The 22,424-nt window shown below is 71.2% G+C and carries 16 protein-coding genes and 2 tRNA genes; 8 read left to right on the top strand and 10 right to left on the bottom strand.

Annotation, left to right across the window (positions count from 1 at the left end):
* Positions 1 to 24: 24 nt before the first annotated feature.
* The 4 genes from ABZ573_RS06405 (at position 25) to ABZ573_RS06390 (ending at position 3,755) form a co-directional block, all read left to right on the top strand.
* Positions 25 to 330, top strand: coding sequence for a DUF6403 family protein (locus ABZ573_RS06405; RefSeq protein ID WP_358116265.1), 306 nt, complete (start codon positions 25 to 27; stop codon positions 328 to 330).
* A complete protein-coding gene (locus ABZ573_RS06400; protein WP_327029271.1) occupies positions 327 to 1,697 on the top strand; it encodes a hypothetical protein in 1,371 nt (456 codons plus the stop codon). The genes ABZ573_RS06405 and ABZ573_RS06400 overlap by 4 nt, the downstream gene beginning before the upstream one ends.
* On the top strand, positions 1,694 to 2,689 hold the full coding sequence (locus ABZ573_RS06395) for a hypothetical protein (protein ID WP_358116262.1): 996 nt from the start codon (positions 1,694 to 1,696) through the stop codon (positions 2,687 to 2,689). Before ABZ573_RS06400 ends, ABZ573_RS06395 begins: the two co-directional genes overlap by 4 nt.
* A gap of 289 nt (positions 2,690 to 2,978) precedes the next feature.
* Positions 2,979 to 3,755 carry a DJ-1/PfpI family protein gene (locus ABZ573_RS06390; protein ID WP_358116259.1) on the top strand — a complete coding sequence of 259 codons (777 nt, stop codon included), beginning with the start codon at positions 2,979 to 2,981 and terminating at the stop codon, positions 3,753 to 3,755.
* A gap of 98 nt (positions 3,756 to 3,853) precedes the next feature.
* On the opposite strand, the gene ABZ573_RS06385 is transcribed toward ABZ573_RS06390, so the two are convergent.
* The 3 genes from ABZ573_RS06385 to ABZ573_RS06375 form a co-directional block, all read right to left on the bottom strand.
* Positions 3,854 to 7,231, bottom strand: coding sequence for an ATP-binding protein (locus ABZ573_RS06385; RefSeq protein ID WP_358116256.1), 3,378 nt, complete (start codon positions 7,229 to 7,231; stop codon positions 3,854 to 3,856).
* Between the two features lie 163 nt (positions 7,232 to 7,394).
* Complete coding sequence (locus ABZ573_RS06380; protein ID WP_358116254.1) at positions 7,395 to 9,764, bottom strand: isoamylase; 2,370 nt, start codon at positions 9,762 to 9,764, stop codon at positions 7,395 to 7,397.
* A 248-nt stretch (positions 9,765 to 10,012) separates the two neighbouring features.
* Positions 10,013 to 10,885 carry a hypothetical protein gene (locus ABZ573_RS06375; RefSeq protein WP_358116250.1) on the bottom strand — a complete coding sequence of 291 codons (873 nt, stop codon included), beginning with the start codon at positions 10,883 to 10,885 and terminating at the stop codon, positions 10,013 to 10,015.
* 718 nt (positions 10,886 to 11,603) lie between these two features.
* Between ABZ573_RS06375 and ABZ573_RS06370 the strand changes: the two genes are divergently transcribed.
* The 3 genes from ABZ573_RS06370 (at position 11,604) to ABZ573_RS06360 (ending at position 13,710) form a co-directional block, all read left to right on the top strand.
* Entirely contained in the window at positions 11,604 to 12,017 is a 414-nt protein-coding gene (locus ABZ573_RS06370) for a hypothetical protein (RefSeq protein ID WP_358116247.1), read from the top strand.
* A 233-nt stretch (positions 12,018 to 12,250) separates the two neighbouring features.
* Positions 12,251 to 13,096 (top strand): IS5 family transposase, encoded by an 846-nt coding sequence (locus ABZ573_RS06365; protein WP_358116743.1) that lies wholly within the window; start codon positions 12,251 to 12,253, stop codon positions 13,094 to 13,096.
* Positions 13,093 to 13,710 carry a site-specific integrase gene (locus ABZ573_RS06360; protein ID WP_358116740.1) on the top strand — a complete coding sequence of 206 codons (618 nt, stop codon included), beginning with the start codon at positions 13,093 to 13,095 and terminating at the stop codon, positions 13,708 to 13,710. Before ABZ573_RS06365 ends, ABZ573_RS06360 begins: the two co-directional genes overlap by 4 nt.
* Here ABZ573_RS06360 and ABZ573_RS06355 read toward each other — a convergent pair.
* From ABZ573_RS06355 to ABZ573_RS06335, 5 genes are all read right to left on the bottom strand, one after another.
* Positions 13,667 to 13,743: transfer RNA gene (locus ABZ573_RS06355), tRNA-Ile, on the bottom strand. The genes ABZ573_RS06360 and ABZ573_RS06355 overlap by 44 nt on opposite strands.
* A 63-nt stretch (positions 13,744 to 13,806) precedes the next feature.
* Positions 13,807 to 15,498, bottom strand: a complete 1,692-nt coding sequence (locus tag ABZ573_RS06350; RefSeq protein ID WP_358116244.1) for an insulinase family protein — start codon at positions 15,496 to 15,498, stop codon at positions 13,807 to 13,809.
* Entirely contained in the window at positions 15,495 to 16,448 is a 954-nt protein-coding gene (locus ABZ573_RS06345; RefSeq protein ID WP_358116241.1) for a hypothetical protein, read from the bottom strand. The genes ABZ573_RS06350 and ABZ573_RS06345 overlap by 4 nt, the downstream gene beginning before the upstream one ends.
* Before the next feature lie 43 nt (positions 16,449 to 16,491).
* Positions 16,492 to 17,730, bottom strand: coding sequence for an NAD(P)/FAD-dependent oxidoreductase (locus ABZ573_RS06340; RefSeq protein WP_358116238.1), 1,239 nt, complete (start codon positions 17,728 to 17,730; stop codon positions 16,492 to 16,494).
* Positions 17,731 to 18,012: 282 nt separating this feature from the next.
* Positions 18,013 to 18,085, bottom strand: a tRNA-Asn gene (locus ABZ573_RS06335).
* A 269-nt stretch (positions 18,086 to 18,354) separates the two neighbouring features.
* Here ABZ573_RS06335 and ABZ573_RS06330 point away from each other — a divergent pair.
* A complete protein-coding gene (locus tag ABZ573_RS06330; protein WP_151455396.1) occupies positions 18,355 to 18,759 on the top strand; it encodes a hypothetical protein in 405 nt (134 codons plus the stop codon).
* A 93-nt stretch (positions 18,760 to 18,852) separates the two neighbouring features.
* Here ABZ573_RS06330 and ABZ573_RS06325 read toward each other — a convergent pair whose 3' ends face one another.
* Positions 18,853 to 19,860, bottom strand: a complete 1,008-nt coding sequence (locus tag ABZ573_RS06325; protein ID WP_358116235.1) for a sugar phosphate isomerase/epimerase family protein — start codon at positions 19,858 to 19,860, stop codon at positions 18,853 to 18,855.
* A 401-nt stretch (positions 19,861 to 20,261) separates the two neighbouring features.
* A complete protein-coding gene (locus tag ABZ573_RS06320) occupies positions 20,262 to 22,388 on the bottom strand; it encodes a ThuA domain-containing protein (RefSeq protein ID WP_358116232.1) in 2,127 nt (708 codons plus the stop codon).
* Positions 22,389 to 22,424: the final 36 nt, after the last annotated feature.

The raw sequence follows: 22,424 nt of genomic DNA, 5'->3' as shown, positions 1-22,424 counted from the left end.
CCCCTCGCCCGATGGTTGGAGCGCATGTCCCACACCCTCCTCGCCTGGTTGGTCGGCGGCGTCCTGCTCGTGGGCGCGGGCTTCGCGACGACCCTGCTGCCCCGGTGGCGGGCGCGGGGGCGGGAGCGCCGGACCGCCTGGTCCGCCGCCCGCGCGGCCATCGACAGCGCGGCCGTCAGCCGGGACGCGGCGGTGACCCAGGTGCCGCAGGCCGAGCAGTTGCTGGCCCGCGCCGAATCCATCGCCGCCGGGCGCGGCGGGGCGTCCGCCGCCCGGCAGGCGGCGCAACACGCGAGAGAGGCCGACCGGCTGTGGCGCACGCACCAGTGAAATCGCGCAGGCGATACCGGTACGAGCTGCTGCGCTGGGCGCTGCTCGGCGTCGCCGTGGTCGTCCTGGTCGTCTTCCTGCTCGCCCAGCGGCAGAGCGTCGACGTCAGCTACGGCCGGTCGCCGGCCGCCCCGGCGAAGATCGACGAGGGCTCGGCGGGTGAGCTGAGCGACGCGAGCGTGCCCTCGGTGGACGAGATGACCGCGCTGATGGCCGCCGAACCCGTGGTGCGGCTCCCCGGCGCGACCGCACGCTGGAACGAGCAGCGGGTCCGCGAGGCCGCCGGCGCCGAACCCGTCCGCATCCTGGTCGCGCCGCCCGGGCTCGACGAGGACGAACGCAAACGGGTACGGGACGTGAAGAACGCGACCGTCCGGGTGATCGGCACCGAGGTCAGCGGCGGCATCTACCAGGCCGTACCCGACACCCTGCCCGGCTGGCGCGCCCAGTTCGCCACCGCCGACGTGACAGGCCTGCTGGTGGCGTTGATCGCCGCGCTGCGGGAGGCGCCCGACCCGCCCGAGCACGACGAGCTGCGGTGGCGTGACCCGACCGACCGGGAGCTGGCCGCCGTCGCCGCCGACCTGCGGGCCACCGGCCTGCACCTCGGGGCCGGGGCCACACTGACCGGCATCCCCGACAAGGCCGCGCGCAACGCCTTCCCGGACGGCGCCCGGTACGTGGCGCTGCCCGCGCAGCCGTTCGGCGAGCCGGTGCCCCGGTACGGTCCGGCGCTGGCCGAGCTGTTCCCGGGCACGCCGATCGTCGTGATGTACGGCCTCTGGATCGAGTACCACGGCCCGGCGGCCGACGACTTCGCGGAGCTGGCCGGGGCGAGTTTCTACGGCCAGTTCGGCGGCCGGCTGAGCCGGTACGACTACCCCCAGGGCAACATCCTGACGGCGTACCTGAACCGGGTCACCGACCTGCGCTACTCGGGGCTGTTCGACCGCCCGCTGCCGTACCAGCCGGTCGACCCGCTGCGGGTGGCGCTGCCCGCCCTGCCGTGGCTCTTCGCGGGCTGCGTGGCGACGTTCCTGATCCTCTCGGTCCGGTCGCTGCGCCGGTCGGACGCCCTGGTGGTCCGGCGGGGCGACCCCGGGCGGGGTGGCACGCCCGCCCGGTTGGCCGGTCTCACCGCGCTCGCCGTCGAGATGTCCCTGCTCACCGACGCCCGCAGCGATCCGGCGCTGACCCGGGGCATCGTCAAGCTCCAGGCCGCCCGCGCCGCGCTGGACGAGGGGCTGCCGGACCGCCACGTGCGGACGTTGCTGGACGAGGCGGCCGACGAGCTGGACGACGGCGCCCGGACGTTGGGAGTCGCCAGCTACCGCCCGCACCTCTACCTCCGGGGCAGGTTGTCGTGAGCCAGTCCGTACGACGTCGGCTCGCCGACCTGTTCGGCACGCCCTTCGGCGTCGCCGTCCTGGCCTGCCTGGCGCTGGCCGGCTGGGCGTTGTGGACCGGCGGGGCGCTGGACGGCCCGGTCGCCCGCCACGTGCGCGCCTCCTCCGTGTACGTCGCGCCGGGCGTCGAGCTGGACCGCGCGGCGGCCGAACGGATCATCGGCAACCGCCGGCTGGTCGTGTTGATGCTGGCGCCGGGTGCCGACCTCAGGCAGGGCTGCCGCCAGGTCGAGCGCGCCGCCGACGGGACCGTCGTGCTGGTGATGAGCCGCGACGGCGACGAGTACGACACCTACGGGTGCGCGCTGCTGCCCGGGCGCGACGACGGGAACTTCGGCCGGGCCTTCGTGGCGGAGATGGCCGTCAGCCGGGGCGTCGACACCTTCGCCGACCGCCCCCTGGAGGCGCTGAAGGTCGTCACCGTCAACTACGACCTGCTGGTGAAGGCCGGCACCGTTCCCGACGGCGCGCGGACGATCAGCCCGTCGCTGCCCCGCTTCCTGCTCGCGGCCGCGGCCATCGTGGCCGTCGTCGCCGGGGCGACGGTGCTCTACGTCGGTGGCCGCCGCGCGGGCCGGCTCGCGGACGCCCGTCGCCGCCGCCGCGACGACAGCGCCGACGCCCGCAGCGCGCTCAGCGCCGCCGCCGCCGTGCTCGCCCAGCAGATCATCGACCTCGACCGGTGGTACGCCATGGCGGAGCGCCAGGCCTACGTCGACGGCGCCAAGGAGACGTTCGGCAGGAAGTACCTGGCGCTGACGTCGGACTACGCCGCGCTGCTCGAACGCGTGACGGCCGTGGACGCGGACGACGAGGACGCCGTACGCCGACTCGTCGAACGCGTCGACGCGTTGAGCGGGCGCGCGTCGGCGCTCACCGGGTCGGCGGCCGAAAACGGGGCACGCCGCCCGAAGTCCGCCCGGGGCGCCGGCGCACGGCCCTCCGGCGACTGACGACGCTGCGCCGAACCGCGTCGGAGGTACGCCGGCCCGGTCGGCCGGCACCGTGCCCCGTTCACGGAGGTGCCCGGTCTCGCCTGGCCGCGCGGGCGGCCCCTGCGGCACGTACGGGGCAACGCCCCGTCGGCGAACAGATCACCCCCCGCACCCACCGCACCGGACCCGCCGATACGGACCGGGGGCCCTCACATCCGGACCTGCCTCGCGGCCCGTGGAACCGGGGCGGCGGCGTGACCGACCACCGGGACATGCGCAAGCTCAGCTCGACCGAAGGGGGCAATCGATGTTCAGCATGGACGTGAACCGGCGGACGGTGTTGCGGGCGGCGGTGGCCGGCGGGGCCGGCGTCGGCCTGGCCGCCACCGGCCTGGGCGATCCGGCCCGGGCGGAGCGGCCCAGCGACCCGGACGGGCCCGCCCGGGGACCACGCATCGCGATCCTGCTCTTCGACGGGATCGCCCCGATCGACGCGATCGGCCCGTACGAGGTGCTGTCCCGGATCCCCGGTGCTTCCGTGGTGACCGTCGGCAAGCGGACCGGCCCGGTCCGGACGGACAACGGCGTGCTCACCCTCGGGGTGGAGCGCACGCTCAGCCAGGTGCGCCGCGCCGACGTGCTGCTGGTGCCCGGAGGCAACGTCCGCGGCGTCCAGAACGATCCCGACACGATCCGCTGGGTCCAGCGGATCCACCGGCACACGACGTGGACCGTCTCGGTCTGCACCGGCGCCCTCGTCCTGGGCACGGCCGGCCTGCTGCGTGGGCTGCGGGCGACCACGTACTGGAGCCTGAGGGACCAGCTCGCCCAGTACGGCGCGACGTTCGTCCCGGGCCGTTACGTCGAGGCGGGCCGGATCATGACCGCCGCCGGCATGTCCGCCGGAATCGACATGTCCCTGCACCTCGCCGCGAAGATCGCCGGTGAACGGATCGCGCAGGCACTCCAACTGGTCGTCGAGTACGACCCCGACCCGCCGTTCGACACGGGCAGCCCCGAGAAGGCCGGCCCGGAACTGATGCGCCTGGCGCTGGAGTTGCTGGGGCAGCCCGCTCCCCGCTGACGGCAGCACGAGCGTGGCCCGTACCCGTCGACCCGGGGCGTCGATCGCGCCGCCCCGGGTCGACGTACCGCCTCCCGCTCGCGTCCCGCGGCGAATCGTCAGTTGCTTCGGTCCGGCCGGCGATCCTGAACCGGGCCGTCCTCCCGGTGCCGCCCACTCGACAGTGACGAGTAGTAGGCCGGGACAGGGGGACGTCGCTGGTAGTCGTCCGCCAGGATCGCGACGAGAGGCGGAATGGCGGGCCGCATGACCTCGATGGACAGATTCGACAGGCCCTTGATCGGCTGGATGGCGACCTCCCTCCAGCGGCCCCGTTGCCGGGCGACGAGGTGACCGACGATCTCCTTGAACGCCTCGGCGTCATCGCCCTGCCACACGGCAAGTCCGACGCGCATCGCGGCGAAGACCTCGGCGATCTCGCGGGCGTCCGTGAGACCCCGTTCGTAGATGCTGAGGAGCCGCGGGTACTCGATGAACAGCCTCGGGTGCTGCGCCACCACCGGGGCGATGCGCACGGCCGCCTGGGTGCTGTTCATCCAGAGTGCGGTCTGGGCCAGCTTCCGTACGTCCTTGTAGCTGAGCCGACCGGCATGGCGGACCAGGTACTCGACGAAGAGGTTTCCCGTCTCCGGCGAGGCGGACGAGGCCGCCGCGTCCATGATGGCCTCGTGGTCGCCGGACCGTTCGTCGCGGTGCACCAGGGACGACACGATCTTCATGCACACGTCGCCGGTCCCGTCACCCCAGTGGGCGAGGCGACGCCCGTGCAGGGCCGTGGCGCCGAGCAGGAGCTGCAACTCACGCTCTGGATCTCCGGCGAGTCGCGCCTCGTACGGGTGGATGAGCAACCTGTCTATCGGAGCCCGCCGTTTGCCGATGGCCGGCACCTCGTCAGTGACGGACAGATCGATGCTGGACAGCAGCATCGACCACCCGTTGTCGTCGAGTCCGGCGTGCAGGAAGCGCACGGTGGACCGCCACCAGGTCAGCTGGTCGTCCCCCTCGGGCGCGAGTTCGTCGAGCGGGACAGGCCCGTCGCAGAGCTCGGTCAAGAGCGTGAGCAGGTTGCCGAGGTACGCGGCGACGCGGCCGAGCAGGAAACGGCTCGACGGGTTGTAGCCCTCGAAGCGACCCACTCCCTCCCGTTCCTGGCTGAACCGGACGAGGGCCTTCAGCTCCGCGACGATCGCCCGCCGTTGAGCCGTCGGCGTGGCCTCGAAGAGTTCCCGCAGGAACGGCATGATGGCGCCGCCGACCGACAGTTGCTGGTGGGACAGCAGCGCGAAGAACTGGTCGTCGGTCCACTCCTGGCCCACCGGCAGCCGACGGCGCGCGTCGGCGAGACCTTTCAGCTGCTCCAGCACGTGGTAGGCGATCAGGTATTCGCCGAACGTCGCGTGCAGGAACTCGTAACTGCTCCCGGAGACCACACCACTGACGTCGGCCGCGTGGATGAAGAAGAACCGGGCGATGGTGCGGATGGCGGGATCCAGCGGTTGGGCCAGGCGCTTCCGGTGGCTCCCCTGCGCCGCGCCCGCACGCAACATCGGAGCCAGGTCGCTGTTGAGGTCCTGGCCGGTGACGGATTGCTGGCCGCGGTTGAACATCGCGAAGGCCGCGATCGCGAGCTGCCAGAGTTCGTGGTCCGCGCGCGCTGCGATCTCCTCGTCCTCGGAGAGGAGGTTCGTGGCCGTCCCGGGCGTCTTCGCGACCTCGCGCGCGATGTAGCCGTTGAGCAACCACTGGTACACCTGGGCCTGCGTGACCTGACCGTCGCCGCCGGTCGGCGGATCCTCCGTGGCGCCGAAGACGGCCAACATGAGGAGCAGGAGCGGCTGGCGCGCGAGTTCGCCCATCGCCCAGACGCTGTCCACCGCGAGCGGCTTCACGGTGCCGTTCCCGATCGGCTCCTGGTTGACCTTGTTCCACATGTCGACCCAGTGATCGACCTGGTTCCGATCGAAGTCTTCGAGCTTGACGACCAGGGAGCCCGCCGGAATGTTCGCGATGTCGGCCACGACGGTACGGGAGGTCACCACCACCGAGACCGGCGAACCGAGCTTGGCCTCCTTCTCCTGGAATTCCCGGACCTCGTGCAGGAATCCCGACTCGGTCGTCCGGGTGGCCTGCATCAGCTCGTCCAGGCCGTCGAGGATCACCACCCTCGTGGCCTCCCGGCTGGCCTCGGACAGGTCCCGCCATCGCACGCCGAGGTGCGTGTCGTCGTCGAGGAAGTCCTGGATCTGTTCGTAGATCTTGGCTGCGGGGTTCCGCACCTGGCGCAACGGCACGCGGACCGTGGTGAAGTGCTCGGGCGGCAGCCGAGCCGCCATGATCTTGGTCAGGAGGGACTTCCCGGCGCCCGGGTGGCCCAGGATGACCAGCGGAAGTTCGGCGCTGCGCGCGGAGGTGAAGTACGCGGCCAGGAAGTGGTCCAGGCGGTGCCCGCGCCGCTGCTGCCCCCACCACTCCTCGTCCCAGGCGCGGGAACTGCCGCTCATCACCGCCCACTGGAAGCGTGGGTTGACGTAGCCGGTCTCGGTGTCCGGCATGCTGAGGCCGGACTCCAGGTCGATCTTCGTGACGTGCGCGAGCGGCTCGGACAGGAGCTGACGATTGCGCTGCGCCATGATCGTCCGGCTACGTTCGGTCGGCAGGTCCCTCTCCCGCATCCGGGAGAGGCCGGCGAGGAGTTGCTCCATCAGCGAGAGGGAACGCCGCTGGAACTCCTCGGACCGCTGACGAGCCGACTTCCGGGCCGCCGTCGCGTGTTCGAACTGGTCCAGCAGTGCCCACATGCCGAACTCCGGCACCTCGGCCGCCAGCCGCCGGTAGTCGTTCCGGTAGCGCGTGATCGCCCTGCTCACGACGACCGACGCCAGCGTCCTGCCGTCGTCGGAGTCCCGGATCTCGGGCTCGATCCGCTGCCAGGCGTCAAGCCCCCGGAAGAAGCGCAGGCAGCGCCCCGTCAGGTTTTCGTAGAAGGGAGCCACCGAAGCCGCGAGGTTCGTCTCGAATCCGCAGGCGGCCCACGGCATCGGCATCGGCACGTTCAGCAGGTAGGACACCATGCTCTCGTGGTCGCCGTCGACGCTGCCGGAAACCAGTTGCTGCTTCTCGGCCTCGGTCAGGCCGAGCCGTGCGTACTTCTTACCCACCACCTCGCTGAGGGCGGCGAAGAACGCGCCGGTGACCACGGCGGTGTGTGCCGCCGCGATGAGTTCGTGTCGCTCGCGGCCCCTGGCGCCCAGGCACCGGTCGCGTACGCGGTCGACGGCCGAGGTGAGCTGGCTGACCAGTTCGTTCTTCTGGTCGATCCAACCCCACCCGGCTTTGATCGCCGGCACAGCGAAACCGACGGCCCCGCTGCCGAGGGCCGCCAACCCGAGCAGGGCACTCAGCTTGTTGCTCCACTCGGGGTCTCGCTGGCCGAGGATCCGACGCGCGGTGTCGAAGGACATTGACGAACTGCTCATCGGAATCCCTTCCGCCGCGTACGCGCCGAGGTCGGTGGCCCCTGCCGGGGGTGAAGCAGAGATCACCGTAATCCGCCTCTTCGTGGCAGAAGCAGGATCGGACAGTCGGCTATCCGCCAGTTCCGTTACGTCTCCTGGAGTGATCGCCAACCTGTCCGGGCTACTACCGGGCGATGAGCAGCAGCAGTGCCCGCCCGCCCAGCACGTACGTGGTGGAGGCGCCACCGATCAGGGCCTCGCTGCCGGGGCTGGCCACCTGGTCGGGTCCTTCAGCCCAGGTGGAGGTGTCGGTGACCCGGTACCACTGCTTGCCCGGGGGCGGAGCGGGCAGGGTGAATGTCACGTTGCCGGACCAGCCGTTGTAGGCGGTGTAGAGACCTGAGTCGCCGAACTCGCTGCCGTCGATGCGCCAGGCCAGCGCGTGGTTGTTCGCGTTGCCCCAATACGCGCCATCCGGTGACGTGCCTGCCGGGGTGAACCACTCGAGCTGGCCCAGTCCGTTGCCGTTGGTGTCGGCGGCGGTGTAGAAGTTCGCCGGTCGCAGGGCGGGATGTGCCTTGCGGAAGGCGAGCAGCCGGCTGGTGAAGGCGGCAAAGGTCGTCTGGTCGGCGTCCGGGGTCCAGTCCAGCCAGTTCGCGCTGGAGTCCAGGTTGTAGGGGTTGTTGTTGCAGTTGGTGGTGCGCAGGTACTCGTCGCCGCCGGTCATCATCGGGGTGCCCGCCGACAGCATGAGGAACGCGTGGCCGTTGCGGGCCGCCCTGCGTTGGTCGGCGGCCGCGCCGCCCTGGTCCCAGGAGATGTTGTCGTCGGAGCCGCCGTCGGACGGACCGTACGGCCACGGTTGGTTGTTGTTCTTGCTGTTGCAGGCGTAGAGGTCCCGCAGGGTGAACCCGTCGTGGGCGACCACGAAGTTGACCGAGTTCCACGGGCGCCTGCCGTCGTCGCCGTAGAGGTCGGACGACCCGGCGAACCGGTCGGCGAGGTTGGCCGGGGTGACCGCGTCGACGCCCAGCTTGTTCTGGTCGCGGCGCAGAATGTCACGGTAGCTGCCGTTCCATTCCGACCAGCCGCTCGGAAAGTTGCCGACCTGGTAGCTGTTGCCGCCGATGGCCCACGGTTCGGCGATCCAGTCGACGCCGGCCCCACCGCCGGCCGGGCGCGCGGGCATCTCGGCGACCAGACGGTTCAGGGCGGTGCCGGAATTGGTCCGGCTGTAGTTGAAGCAGCCGTGCTGGCAGGTGTTGCCCAGCACGGACGCCAGGTCGAACCGGAAGCCGTCGACGCCGAGCGTGTCCTTCCAGTAGGCGACGGAGTCGACGATGAGGTCCTGCGCGGCGGGGTTGAAGGTGTTGTAGTTGCCGCCGACGCCGGTGTTGTCCCAGGGGCTCTGCCGGTCGCCGGTCAGCGAGTAGTAGGTGGAGTTGTCCAGGCCGCGCCAGGAGAACACGTTGTAGGTGTTCTTGTCGCCCTGTGGCCCGTCCTCGCCGGTGTGGTTGTAGACCACGTCCACGAGCACCTTGATCCCGGCGTCGTGGAACGCCTTCACCATCGCCTTGAACTCGGCGGTGGGACCGCCGGGGGACTTGTCGTAGGCGTAGCGCCGGTCGGGGGCGAAGTAGTTGAGGGTCATGTAACCCCAGTAGTTGTCGCCGGCGGTGCTGGTGGGGTCGACGTCGTGGGTGTCGTTCTGCGTTTCCTGAAGGGGCAGGAACTCCACCGCCGTCACGCCCAGCGACGCGAGGTAGGGGGCCTTGAGTCCGGCGCCCCGGTAGGTGCCGCGGTACGCCGACGCGATCGTGGGGTCGTTCCTGGTCAGTCCGCGCACGTGCACCTCGTACACGATGTCGTCCTTGAATGCCCGGGTGGGTTTGGTGCCGACTCCGCCGGCCGCCGGCTTGAGGACGATGCCCTTGGGGGCGAACGTGCCGGTGTCGACCGCGCGGTTAGCGCCGCTGCGATAGCCGGCCACGTCGGGACGGCTCGGGGTCTGCGGGTCGTGACTGATCTCCCGCGCGTACGGGTCGATCAACAGCTTGTTGGGGTTGAACCGGTTGCCGGCGGCGTCGACGTCGGAGACGAATCCCGCCGTCGATCCCTTCGTCCAGCCGGCGTGCCACGGCCAGTTCGGACCCCAGGCGCGGTAGCCGTAGTAGACCGTGCCGGTGATGCCGAGGCGGTTCAGTTCGGCGACGCTTACCGTCTTGGCGAAGATGCCGCTGTTGCCGGTCAGCACGTAGCTGACCCGTTCCTGCGCGCCGGTGGCGGCGCTGTAGAGGTAGAGCGCGATCCGGGTGGCCGTCGCCGAGCGGACGCGGAAGGTGATGTCGCTGGCGGCCCCGTTGTAGCGCGCGCCCAGCGCCTGCCCGTCGATCGTGGCCTGGGCCGCCGGTGCGGTGATCAGGCCCGAGGACAGTACGCCGGTCAGGCCGACCAGCATCGCGACGAGCAGGGCGAGACGTCGTGGTGCGGGTCGGGTGGTCGTCCTCGGCTCCGTGGCCATGGTGGGCGGCTCGGAGCGCCACTGGGGATTCATGCGAAAGACCTCCTCGCGGGGGCGGGGGTGTGGGGCGAGGAGGTCGGCAGCGGGCCCGTCCACCGACCATCGATCAATGCAAGTCCTTGCAATGTTTCCAGGACGCTACCATTCAGGAACATCAAAGTGAACGGATTCGATGCCCGACGTGTGGGCGGAGCGGGCGGACAAGCGGGGTGCCGTGCCGCCTGCAAGGCGTTGCAGGGCCAGCAAGAAGTCGACCTACCGGGGACGCCCGACCCGATGCTTCAGTCCCACTCGCTGACCGTGATGCCACGCGCCCGCAGCTGTGCGATCTGGTGCTCAGGCAGCAGGGCGAGCGGGGTGACCTTCAGCTCGCGTAGGTTGCGCAGCGCCTCCACGCCCGCCAGCGACCGGATGCGGAACTCGTCAGATTCGCCGTCCCACTGCTGCCACACCATGTGCGCCGTGGCGTGCCCACCCCCGAGCCAGCTGAGAGACTCGACGGTGTCAAGCTCCGCCTGGGGTATCGCGACCGTCATCAGCCGGGCCAGGTTGCCCTCGTCGAACGCGAACTCGTCGAAGAAGTACGTCGGCGGCAGCTCAACCGAGTTCCGCAGCCTGTCGAGCACCGCCAGCTTCAGGATCGGATCACCGAACGGCGCCGCCGCCTCGACCGGGTCGGGCAGGAAGTTGTCCACCTGGACACCGCGCCCAGCCAGCGCCGCGAGCACTTCGTGGCCCGCCGGGTGCAGCACGCCCGCACAGCCGATGCGCACCCGCTTGAGTCGATGGCACGCCAGCAGCGGGGCCAGGTCCGCGTCCGGCGGCACACCGAGCCACAGCAGCTCCAGCTCGGGCAGCGCGGTGAACGGTCCGAGATCACCGACCTCGGACTCGCGCAGGTACAGGTTGCGCAGCCCCGGGAAACCCTCGATGCCCGCCAGCGACCGGATCGTGCCGTCGGCACCGTCCGGCAGCGCGTCCCACAGATCCGCCTCATCGGTCCAACAGGCCCCATCGGCGTCGGCCGAGACCTCCAGCGTGAGCACCTCGGCATAGCGGGCCTTGAGCTCCTCGACCGGACGTTCGCGAATCTCGGCGACCGCGTCGTTGAGGTAGTCGGCCTCAAGCAGGGCCAGGCGCAGGCAGGGATCCACGCGGGCAACCTACCTGACGACCACTCGACACGGGGTGGTGCCCGATACCACGCACCGCCGGTACGTGTCCCCCAAACGCTCCGGGGATTGGCGTCAACCGGTCCTCGATGCACCACGTCAGCGGCACGGTGCGCTACCGCGATACCGGTGGGGCGGGCGGGACTCGAACCCGCGACCGAGGGATTATGAGATCAAGATGGGCGACCCGGCGGCCTGCCCGGTTGGCCTTCTAGCAGCGGAAACGCCTCTCGACATCTCTCACCACTCCCCCGCTGTCCGTCGCCCTCTTGCGGACTAGATGCGGACTGCGCCGCTGGGACTCCACTCCCGGCGATCTAGGCTCGTTTCGTGGTGTCAGTGATCGAGACGGTGAGGCTTGTTGTTGTTGTCGCGATCCTGCTGCCCCTCCTGGTACTCATGGTGATCGCTCTGTTGAAGCTACGAAACTCCCGGTCCGACGACGGGCCTCCTGATTTGCTTCACCCTCCGCCGGACGGGGGCGGTGGCGGCGATGCAGGTGGCGGTGGGAACTAACTTCCAGCGGCCAGCAGAGGCAGCTCGTCAGCTTGGAAGATCGTTCCTGGCCGCTGTTGGTACTGCTTCTGGCCCGTGAATGGCCCCGGCGTTCGGGAGCAGCACCCTACTCACCACGAGCGCCGGCAAGGAGCACGCTCGGCACTTTGACCGCAAGGTCGACGCTGATCGGTGGCACGCGTCAATGAAGACGGCACTCGCTCGCGGTGAGTGGGTCGATCCGGCTCTCCGGCGGGTCACCGTTGGCGACTGGGCTGCCCGGTGGTTCGCCAATCAGGTGCAGCTCAAGCCGTCGACTCGCCATCGGTACGCCAGTCTCTTGCGGAGGCAGGTGCTCCCGGTGTGGGAACGCGTCCCGCTCTCGGCAATCACGCACGCGGACGTTGGCGAGTGGGTGCGCCGCATGACGCAGGCCGGTCTTGCGCCGTCCACCGTTCGGCAAGCTCACCGGGTGTTCTCGCTGCTGCTGGCTCTGGCGGTTCGGGATGGTCGGTTGACCCGTAACGTCGCGGCAGGTGTGCGGCTGCCACGGGTCGGACGCTCCGAGAAGGTGTTCCTGACGCACGGCCAGGTGGGCGAGCTGGCGGCAGCGGCATAGCCGCACGGGCTGATCATCCGGGTGCTGGCCTACACCGGGCTGCGCTGGGGCGAACTAGGGCGCGTCTCGTAAGTGGGTGTTGGCTGGGTGGGGTCACGGCGTGGCGGTGATCGATAACTGAAGAGGTCTCCGGTAAGTGGGTTAGCGACCAAGCAAACCTGAATACCGGAGACCTCGTGGCCAGCCTAGCGGCGGCGGCGCGGCATGACCTGAGCGACATCTAGTGGCAGCACCTGCACCCGCTGCTGCCTGCGGAATCGTCGCGGGGAAGACCGTGCAAGTGGACCAGACGACAGATCATCGACGGCATACGGTGGCGGGTACGCACCGGTGCGCCATGGCGTGACGTGCCCGGGAACTACGCCCCGTGGCAGACGCTGTATCGATGGTTCCGCCGCTGGCAGCGTGATGGCACGTGGGCTCGTGTCCTGGCTGGGCTGCAGGCCGCCGCCGATGCGGCCGGACGCATCGACTGGAGCGTCAGCGTCGACTCCACGATCAGCCGCGCCCATCAACACGCAGCTGGCGCCCGTCGTGACGGCGACCGGCAGAAAGAACCACCCGGCGGAATCCATGCCGAGCCCGCCGATCACGCGCTGGGCCGATCGCGGGGCGGGTGGACCACCAAGACCCATCTTGCCTGTGAACAGGGCCGCAAGGTCCTGGCCACCGTCGTCACGGCCGGACACCGCGGTGACAGCCCGCAATTCATCACGGTCCTCGACCGCATCCGGATCACCCGCTGCGGACCCGGCCGGCCCCGGACCCGCCCGCAGCAAGTCCTCGCGGACCGGGCCTACACGTCCAGGGCCAACCGCGCCTACCTGCGCCGACGAGGAATCAAAGCCTGCATCCCGAGCAAGAGCGACCAAGACGCCCACCGCCTCGCCAAAGGCTCCCGCGGCGGCCGGCCACCTGCCTTCAGTCCTGAAACCTACCGCCAGCGTCACGCCGTGGAGTGCGGCATCAACCAGCTCAAGCAACACCGCGCCATGGCCACCCGCTACGACAAACTAGCCGTGCGCTACGAAGCCACCCTGACCATCGCCGCCATCAACCAGTACCTCCGGGACATATGAAACACGGGCTAGCCGCGCTTCGGGTGCGACGGGTGGACCTGGTGAAGCGCCGGCTGTTGGTCGCGGAGTCGGTGACGGAGGTCAACGGTCGGGCGGTGTTCGGTACGCCGAAGACGCACCAACGGCGGTCGGTGCCGCTCCCCCGGTTCCTGGTCGAGCCGATCGCCGCGCAGATCGCCGGCCGGGCTGGTGACGAGCTGGTGTTCACCTCCCCGGCGGGCGAGGTGTTGCGCAACAACAACTTCCGTCGCCGCGTCTTCGACCGGGCTGCGGAGTCGGTCGGACTTACGGGCCTGACACCCCACGAGCTGCGACACACGGCGGCCAGTCTCGCGGTGGCCGAGGGCGCCAACGTCAAGGCGGTGCAGCGGATGCTCGGGCACGCTTCGGCGGCCATAACGCTGGATGTGTACGCGGACCTCTTCGAGGACGACCTGGACCAGGTGGCGGACCGCCTCGACCGGGCGGCGGGTCGTGCTGCTGCGGACTCAGTGCGGGCTGAGGGTGCGGTCCGGACCTCGACGCGGTGCGTCCGGGTCATCGACAGCATGTCTGACCTGGGAGAATGGCTGGTGGGGCGGGCGGGACTCGAACCCGCGACCGAGGGATTATGAGTCCCCTGCTCTAACCGGCTGAGCTACCGCCCCAATACCGCGCCGGATCTTATCCCGCCCGGTGGATCACCGGCCAGCACGAAACGGCGCCGTCGCTCATCGGCGTCGCCGGCGTAGCAGCACGATGGGCAACGCGAGGATAACAGTGAGCAGCCATCCCACCGCGATGACGCCCCACAGCCAGCCCTCGTCGCTCTCGGCCGTCTCGGTGATGAACATGCCGAGGGTCAGCAGGAAGGTCCCCCCGCCGATCGCCAGCGCGGCGAGGCCGCTGACGACCATCAGCGGGATCTCCCACCAGGAGCGCTTGGCCGGCTCCCGCCGTTCGGTGCCGGCAGCGGCCTGCGGCTGCGGGATGCGGTCCGGGTCGCGGGCCGGCATGGCCACCTGCCGGTCGGCCGGCACCTGGGAGTCGATCACCCGGATCGCCCCGGGGTGCAGGTCGAACATGGTCGGTTCGATCCGCATCGAGATGGCGTCGTCGCCGATGAGCTGCCGGGCGCCGTCGGGCCAGGCGAGCATGAGGGCGCATTCGGCGTACCGCACGGTGAGCGGGCCACCGCGGCCGAGCCAGCTCACCCCGTCCACGCCGACGTGCAGCTCGCCGTCGCCTTCCTTCTCCCGGTAGGGGGTGCCGGCGACCGTGTCGGCCGAGCGGGTGGGCGCTGCGACGAAGCCGGCCCAGTCGGCCCGGTGCCCCTCGGGGACCATCAGCAGCGCCCCGGCCAGCACCTCGCGGGCCACCTCGTGCACGTCGTCCGTGCTGACGTCCTTCAGCTCGGCACGGTGCTCGTCGACCGTGAGGTTGCGCTCCCCGGTGAGCACGTTGAAGGCGTACGACGGCAGCCGCGCCGCGTCCACCTCGGCGGTGCCGAGGAAGTCCTGCCGCTTCGCCACGACGGCGTCGAGGTCGGCCTGTTCGATCCGGCCGACCCGGAGCTTGGCGAGCGTGTCGACGAAGCCGCCGAGCACGGCGTCCTGCTTCTCCGGCAGCGCGTCGGCCAGCGCCCGCAGCGTCGCGTGGCCGTCGCCGCGCGGCTCGTAGCCCGCCGTCGTCTGGTAGGAGAGCCCGGCGTCCTGGCGCAGCGCCCGGTACAGCTCGCGCTCCAGCACCCCGGCGAAGACGCTCGCGGCGGTCCGGCGCCGCACGACGGCGTCCAGCACCACCGCCCGCGAGCCGCCGACGAAGTACGCGGGGGTCTGCGGCAGCGCCGACGACGCCGCCGGCACCGGCTGCCGTACGCCCTGGGGCAGCGTCAGGCGCAGCCCGGCGGGGACGGCCTTCCCCGCGATCCAGAGCACCGCGTTCTCCCGGGTGAACCAGCGGGCCGCCCACTGCCGCAGGTCGTCGGCGGTGAGCGCGGAGAGCCCCCACTCCGGGTAGCTGGTGATGCCGAAGTCGCGGGCGCCGTGGCGCCACAGCGGGATGTCGTCGACGGCGGCCGTGCCCCGGCTGCTGTACTCGGTGCGCAGGATCTCCTTCTCCACGTCGAGCCGACCGGTCGGCAGCTCGGTCAGGTTGGCGCAGACCGAGGTGAGGAAGGTGGCGATGTCCTGCGCGGAGCCCTGCATGTGGAACGTGGTGAACACCGGCGCGGTGGCACCGTTGACGTGGTAGTCGGCCAGCCCGAGGGGGGCCAGCGCGAGGTGTTCCAGCAGGTGGGTGATGCCGCTGCGGGCGAGCGTCTCGTCGGCGGTGCCGACCCGGAAGGTCAGCCCGGCGCGCATCGGCCCGCCGGTGGGGGCGAGCAGCGTGGGCACCCCGTCCACGTCCAGTTCCTGGATCATGACCGCCCACCCTTCGCGTACGCCTTGTCGCGGAACCGCTGGAACTGCTTGGTCGCGTCGCCGTCGATGTAGCCGAACATCGCCTCGTCGCCGAGCGGCCCCATGGCCGCGAACTGCTGTGCCGCCGCCTGGTACTCGTCCAGCAGGCAGAAGGCCATCGCGAAGACGCTGCGCACCCAGACCCAGCCCCAGTCGTTGCGGAACTCGGGGTGCCAGACCGACTGCTGCGCCGCCTGGTGGATCTCGCGCTGCACGTGCGCGCCGCGCAGGTGGGCGCTCGCCTCGCGGAGGTCGTCGTGGTCGAGCGCCTCCTCCAGGTGGGCCTCGACCACCAGCACCGCGTTCGGGGCGCCGGGCGGGGCGGCGTCGGCGCACTCCCGGGCGAAGCCGTGCGCCCGCTCCCAGGTGCCACTCCACTTGGGACAGAACTGTTGCAGCAGCGAGGCCTGGGCCGGCAGGTGGTGCGGGTGGTGCTTGGCGAGCTGGTCGTAGCGGCGGCGGGCCTCCGCCTGGCCGAGCTCCAGCCCGCGCGCGTTGGTGATCCGCTGCGTCCAGGCCGCCGCGTCGTCCGGGTGCCGGGCGGTGACGTCGATCAGCACCTGCTCGGCGCGCCGCAGGTGGGCGTGGAACTGGGCGAACTGCTCCCGGCTGACGTGCTGCGCCCGGTAGGACGAGCGGATCCGCCAGCCGGCGCGGATCAGGTGCGACCCCAGCAGGGCGCCGGCGAGCGCGTCGTCGGGCCGCTGCGCCAGCACCTCACGCAGGAACTCCTCGATGTCCTCGGCCTCGCCGGCCTCGCCGACGAGGAAGGTCCGGCCGTGCGGGTCCTGCCCGTCGACGAGCGCGCGCAGGGTCGGCCAGTCGCGCGCCGCGAGGGCCGCGCGCACCTGACCGACCTGGGGGTACGCCGCCGCGGCGTCGAGGTTGGGCGGCGGAAGGGGTGCGGGCATGGCGAGGAGCATAAGTGATCTTCAACGGGACGTGACCCTCCGTTCAGCCGGTACGCAGCTCCGACAGGACGGCCCCGGCGGCCCGCCAGCCGCTGGCGAGGGCACCCTGGATGGAGGGGCTGTCCCGGTGGTCCCCGGCCACGAACAGGCCCTCCCCCAGCGCCACCGGCTTGCGCAGCCGCCCCTGCGGCGGGGGCGCGGCGGGCAGCGCGTCGGGGATGGACACCGTGGTCAGGTGGGTCCAGTCCGCCGTGGACCGGCCGTAGAGCCGGGTGAGTTCCGCCCGTACCGTCGGCTCGGGCGGGGCCGACGGGCCGACCACCGAGGTGGCGACCAGGTGCCGCCCTGCCGGCGCGTACGTGGGCGCGGCCCTGCTGACCACCACCGTGTTGGCGACGATCTCGCGCCGGTCGCCGTCGAGGAGCAGGATCGGCTCGTCCAGCGGCGGCTCCGGCGCGCTGTGGTAGTAGGTCGTGTAGGCGTGCGTGCGTACCGCCGGCAGACCCGGCAGCAGCGTGGCCGCCGCCGGCGGGTCCACGGCGACCACGACGGCGCGGCAGCGGAGGTCGCCGGCCTGGGTGCGGACCCGGCCGGGCGCGACCTCGGCGACCGGGGTGTCGAGGTCGATCAGCTCCGCCGGGAGCGGGTCGGCGACGGCGCGGGGCAGCGCGGCCATCCCCTCGGCGGGCAGGCCGATCCGGCCCCGGGCGAAGGAGCGCAGCACCATGGCGAGCACGTGGCTGGAGGTCTCCAGTTCGCGGTCGATGAGGACCCCGGACAGGAACGGCCGCAGCAGCTCCTCGACGATCGTGTCGGAGAGGCCGGCGCGGCGCAGCGCGGCCTCGGTGGTGGTCTCCGGGGCGGCGAGCAGCCGTTCCTTCGGCAGGGTGGCGCAGCCCGTGGCGAGCGCGGCGAACCGTAGCCGGTCGAGCAGGGAGCCCACGCCGGCCAGCGCGGTGCCGGGCGCGCCGGTGGGTTCGCGCAGCGGGTTCACCAGACGGGCCAACCGGTCGCCCCTGCGCACCAGCACGCCGGACGTGAAGTGTCCGAGGCGCAGCCGGTCGACGTCGAGCAGGGCGCCGATCCGGGGGTACGCGGTGTTGAGCACCTGGAAGCCCCGGTCCAGCAGGTAGCCGTCTACGGCGTCGGTGGCGACCCGGCCGCCGAGCCGGCCGCCGGCCTCCAGCAGCCGCCACGGCACACCCGCGCGGTGCAGCCGCCGGGCCGCGGCGAGCCCGGCCAGGCCGCCGCCGACCACGACGACATCGGTCTCGGCGAGCATCGCGCACCTCCCGCTCTCCGCCAGTCCGGGACAGCCGGCCCGGCCACTCACCTACCCACGAGTCGACGCACCGATCGACGCAGCGGGAGTCCAGGTCGACAGCGACCATCCTGCCGGGCGAGCGGCCCGGGGGTGGGCGAAACAGGTCGTCCCGCACCTGGCGGGCACGATCTTCGCCACGACGGATCCGGGCGACGGCCGGCAGGCGCGCGACGACCGGCAGACACGGGGCGGGAACGGCGAACGCCCGCCGGCGTGGCCGACGGGCGTCTGGTGTGGAAGCTCCCCCGTTTGGACTCGAACCAAAAACCTGCCGGTTAACAGCCGGCTGCTCTGCCAATTGAGCTACGGGGGACCGCTGTGTCGTCCGGTGCCGATCTCGCTGCGCCGTGCGACGGCACAAGAGTACAGGATTCCGGGGGGTGTTGGTCCAGGGGGTTACCGCTTCGATCGGCGCCCGCGCACACGACAATAAACCCGGACAAATCGTCATCCCGGCACAAGGAGGTATGAGCGGAGAGCAGGATGGGTAGTTAGCTGCAGACAGAGAAGGCAGGCGCGATTTGGTCGCCTCCGGCGGGGTAACCGTCGGTCGACGGCGCGTCAGGTACGGAAGGAGCCGCCATGCGCGGAAAGATGATGTTCCTTGGCGGGCTGGCTGCGGGATTCGTCCTGGGCGCCCGTGCCGGTCGGGAGAAGTACGAGGAGCTGGTGATCCGGGGCCGCAAGGTGCTCGACCACCCGACCGTCCAGGAGGCGGCCGGTGTCGCGCAGGCCCAGGCGACCCGCCTCTACAGCGAGGGCAAGGACAAGCTCGGCCAGTCGAAGCTGGGCGAGAAGCTCAACAGCAACGGCCACAAGCAGGAGCTGACCGCCGCCGACGACGCGTTCGCCGGCACGCCGGCCACGGTCGGCGCGAAGAGCTCCACCGGGTCGTCGAGCACGGCCTCGGCCTCCGGGTCGACGTCGACCACCGCCACGCCCCGTAGCAAGCCGTCCAGCTCGGGCACCAACGGCAGCACCCTCTGATCGCACCTTCGCGCGGGCCGGTCGCCTCCGGGCGACCGGCCCGTTCGTGTGCGGGCCCCGACTTCGGCCCGCCCGGGTGCTACCCCGGGGCGGTCAGTCCTTGCTGGTGAACGCGGCGTCGAAGGCCGCGGCCGGGGCGTCGAAGGCGAGCCGGCGGACGAACTGCAACGCCTCCGGGGCGCCGACGAGGCGGTCCATCCCGGCGTCCTCCCACTCGATCGAGATCGGGCCGGCGTAGCCGATCGCGTTCAGGGCCCGGAAGCAGTCCTCCCAGGGCACGTCGCCGTGGCCGGTGGAGACGAAGTCCCAGCCGCGCCGCATGTCCGCCCACGGCAGGTGCGAGGCGAGCCGGCCCCGCCGCCCGTCCCCGGTGCGCACCTTCGCGTCCTTGCAGTCGACGTGGTAGATCCGGTCGGCGAAGTCGAAGATGAAGTTCACCGGGTCCAGCTCCTGCCAGACGAAGTGCGACGGGTCCCAGTTCAGCCCGAACGCGGGCCGGTGCCCGACCGCCTCCAGCGCCCGCTTCGTCGTCCAGTAGTCGTACGCGATCTCGCTCGGGTGCACCTCGTGGGCGAAGCGCACGCCCACCTCGTCGAAGACGTCCAGGATCGGGTTCCACCGGTCGGCGAAGTCCTGGTAGCCGCGCTCGATCATCGACGGCGGCACCGGCGGGAACATCGCCAGCGTGTGCCAGATCGACGAGCCGGTGAAGCCGACGACGGTGTCCACCCCGAGCTTCGCCGCCGCCCGCGCGGTGTCCTTGATCTCCTCGGCGGCACGGCGGCGTACGCCCTCGGGCTCGCCGTCGCCCCAGATCCGGGCGGGCAGGATGCCCTGGTGCCGCTCGTCGATCGGGTGGTCGCAGACGGCCTGGCCGACCAGGTGGTTGGAGATCGCGAAGACCTTCAGGTTGTGCTTCGCCAGGATCTCGCGCTTCCGCTCGACGTACGAGTCGTCCGCGAGTGCCCTGTCGACCTCGAAGTGGTCGCCCCAGCAGGCGATCTCCAGCCCGTCGTAGCCCCACTCGGAGGCGAGGCGGCAGACCTCGTCGAACGGAAGATCGGCCCACTGGCCGGTGAAGAGCGTGATGGGTCGCGCCATGGTGCTTCTCCCCTGTGGTGATGGGGGATTCCGTGGGTATGTGACCGGGGCGAGGGTGACCGGGCAGGGCCGGTGCGCGGCGGGCCACGGCGGGACACCGGTGGGTACGCGTGCGCACCTGGACCCGCCGGGTTGCGCCTCCCGCCGGTCACCGGCAACCGCCACGGTCGCCGCCCCCCACTCTAGTGCCTCGTCACGCAGCCTTGAACGGGTGATCCATGGCTCCGTGGGGCGGTGGTGGCCGCCGGCGGTCCGCGGGCGAAGGAGTCGTAGGGACGCTGTCGAGCTGAGTCGTCTGTGACATCAGGTGGGGTGACGTCCGGGCCGCGCTGTGCACCGGACGGCGATGAATCGTCTACGACATCAGCTCGACAGCGTTCCGCGTGTGGATCCTCCGCTCGTCAGCGGATGCGGGTGCCGACGGGCGGCAGGGTCCACTTCTGATTGGCGTTGGTGTGACAGGTCCACAGGTGCACGGCCTGACCGTCCGCCGGGTTGTTGCCCGAAACGTCCAGGCACTTGCCGGTCTGCGGGTTCTTCAGGGTGCCGTCCGCCTGGGCCGACCAGTTCTGCGCCCCCGTGCCGTTGCACGTCCACAACTGGATCTTCGTACCGTCGGCCGACGCGCCGCCGGAGACGTCCAGGCACTTGCCCAGCGCCTTCACCGTCGAGTTCGGCGTCACCGTCCACGTCTGCGCGGCGGACCCGTTGCAGCCGTGGATCTGGATCTGGGTGCCGTCGGCCGTGGCGCCGTTGCGCACGTCCAGGCACTTGCCGCCCAGGCCACGGATCGGGCCGGTGCCGGTGCCGCCGCTCCCCTTGACCAGGGTGAAGTCGTCCACGTCGAAGAGCCCCGTGCCCGAGCCGGTGAAGGTCAGGTAGAGCGTGCCGGTGCCGGACGGCACACCGGAGAGGGCGGCCGTGACGTCGGCGAAGGTGTTCCAGCCGCCGGTGTTCGGCACCGCCACCGAGCCGAGGACGGTGCCGGTCGCGGAGCCCGTACGCACCTGGATGGTGCCGCCCGGCCCGCCGGAGACGACCCGCGCCCGCAGCGACGTCGTGCCGGTCAGGTCGAGCCCGGCGTACGCGGCCCAGTCCCCGGGGTCGATGTGGCCGAGGGTCTGCCCGCCGTTCGCGCCGGCCTTGGTGAACGGCGAGACCCCGGAGGCGGAGCTGAACGCCTCGGCCTGGACGGTGTTCCCGACCGGCGGGTTGACGCCGAGTTCCTTGATCCGGATGTTGCGGAACGAGGCGTCGTCGCCGGTGCCGTGGTTCTGGAGCCCGATGTGGCCGGCGAGCGAGCGGACCGGGTCGGTGTTGGTGAAGTCGTTGATCTTCACGCCGTTCAGGAAGACCTGGAGGCGCTCGCCCTCGACGAGCAGCTCGTAGGTGTTCCACTCCCCCGGCGGGTTCAGCGCCGCGTCCCGGGCGGCGATGTCGGCGGACTTGAAGGTGTAGACGGCGCCGGTCGTGCGGTCGGCCGCGTCCGTGGCGTCGATCTGCACCTCGTAGCCGTTGTTCACGGCCGACCAGGGGTCGCTCGACGGCGGAAAGCCGATGAAGACGCCGGAGTTGTCGTCGCCGGCGAGCCGCCAGTCCAGCTTCAGCGAGTAGTTGGTGAACTGCTTCGCGCTGTACCAGTACAGGCCCATCCCGCCGACCGAGGTGAGGGTGGCGTCGGCGTTGCTGAAGCTGCCCGGCCCGGCCTGGGACCAGCCGGTGGTGGAGCCGTTGTAGAGCGGCGTGTAGCCGGTCTCGGGCCGGCAGTCGGCCTTGGCCCGGCCGGCCGCGTACCGGATGCCGCCGAGCAGGTGGGCACGGAAGGCCGGCTCGGCGTACGACGCCTGGGTGTGCCCGCCGCCCGTGTAGAAGGACCGGCCGCCGCTGTAGGTCTTGCACCAGGAGTGCGGGTGGTCGGCGCCCATCGAGCCGCCCGAGTAGGAGGACTCGTCGAGGGTGGCCAGCACCCGGGCCGTGGACCGGGCGTTGGTCTGGTAGTTGTACCACTCGTCGGTGCGGGGCCAGGTCTGCGGCAGGTGCGCGGTCGCCGGGTGCGCCCGGTTCTCCGCCTTCACGTTGGCCTGCTGGATGGCCGGGTGCGAGGCGAAGTACGCCCCGACGAGGTTGCCGTAGAAGGACCAGCCGTACTCGGTGTCGGCGGCGGCGTGCACGCCGACGTACCCGCCGCCGGCGCCGATGTAGGACTCGAAGGCGCTCTGCTGCGTGCCGTCGAGCACGTCGCCGGTGGTGTTGAGGAAGACCACCGCCTCGAAGCGGGACAGGTTGGCGGTCGTGAACTGGGCGGCGTCCTCGGTGGCGGTGACAGTGAAGTTGTTGGCCGCGCCGAGGTCGCGGATCGCCTGGGTGCCGACCGCGATGGAGTCGTGCCGGAAGCCGGCCGTCTTGGAGAAGACCAGCACGTCGTACGGGGCGTCGGCGGCGCTGGCCGGCGTGGCCGGGGTGGTGCAGGCGAGGACGGCGAGGACGGCGGTGGCCGCGCCGAGGAGGGGTCGGAGGAGTCTGCGCATGTCGCTCTCCAATGCCGGGGCTGTCAAGGGCCTGCC

Source organism: Micromonospora sp. NPDC007220 (genome assembly GCF_040634035.1).
GTDB lineage: Bacteria > Actinomycetota > Actinomycetes > Mycobacteriales > Micromonosporaceae > Micromonospora > Micromonospora reichwaldensis.
The sequence above is the reverse complement of the archived record's forward strand: the minus strand, read 5'-3'. Positions and strand labels throughout refer to the sequence as shown.

Bases quoted from the DNA above. Each gene is read 5' to 3' on its own strand.
- ABZ573_RS06380 (WP_358116254.1), bottom strand. From the start codon at position 9,764: ATGAATCCCCAGTGGCGCTCCGAGCCGCCCACCATGGCCACGGAGCCG.
- ABZ573_RS06390 (WP_358116259.1), top strand. From the start codon at position 2,979: ATGTTCAGCATGGACGTGAACCGGCGGACGGTGTTGCGGGCGGCGGTG.
- ABZ573_RS06340 (WP_358116238.1), bottom strand. From the start codon at position 17,730: ATGCTCGCCGAGACCGATGTCGTCGTGGTCGGCGGCGGCCTGGCCGGG.
- ABZ573_RS06370 (WP_358116247.1), top strand. From the start codon at position 11,604: ATGAAGACGGCACTCGCTCGCGGTGAGTGGGTCGATCCGGCTCTCCGG.
- ABZ573_RS06360 (WP_358116740.1), top strand. From the start codon at position 13,093: ATGAAACACGGGCTAGCCGCGCTTCGGGTGCGACGGGTGGACCTGGTG.
- ABZ573_RS06325 (WP_358116235.1), bottom strand. From the start codon at position 19,860: ATGGCGCGACCCATCACGCTCTTCACCGGCCAGTGGGCCGATCTTCCG.
- ABZ573_RS06345 (WP_358116241.1), bottom strand. From the start codon at position 16,448: ATGCCCGCACCCCTTCCGCCGCCCAACCTCGACGCCGCGGCGGCGTAC.
- ABZ573_RS06405 (WP_358116265.1), top strand. From the start codon at position 25: ATGTCCCACACCCTCCTCGCCTGGTTGGTCGGCGGCGTCCTGCTCGTG.
- ABZ573_RS06330 (WP_151455396.1), top strand. From the start codon at position 18,355: ATGCGCGGAAAGATGATGTTCCTTGGCGGGCTGGCTGCGGGATTCGTC.
- ABZ573_RS06350 (WP_358116244.1), bottom strand. From the start codon at position 15,498: ATGATCCAGGAACTGGACGTGGACGGGGTGCCCACGCTGCTCGCCCCC.
- ABZ573_RS06320 (WP_358116232.1), bottom strand. From the start codon at position 22,388: ATGCGCAGACTCCTCCGACCCCTCCTCGGCGCGGCCACCGCCGTCCTC.
- ABZ573_RS06385 (WP_358116256.1), bottom strand. From the start codon at position 7,231: ATGAGCAGTTCGTCAATGTCCTTCGACACCGCGCGTCGGATCCTCGGC.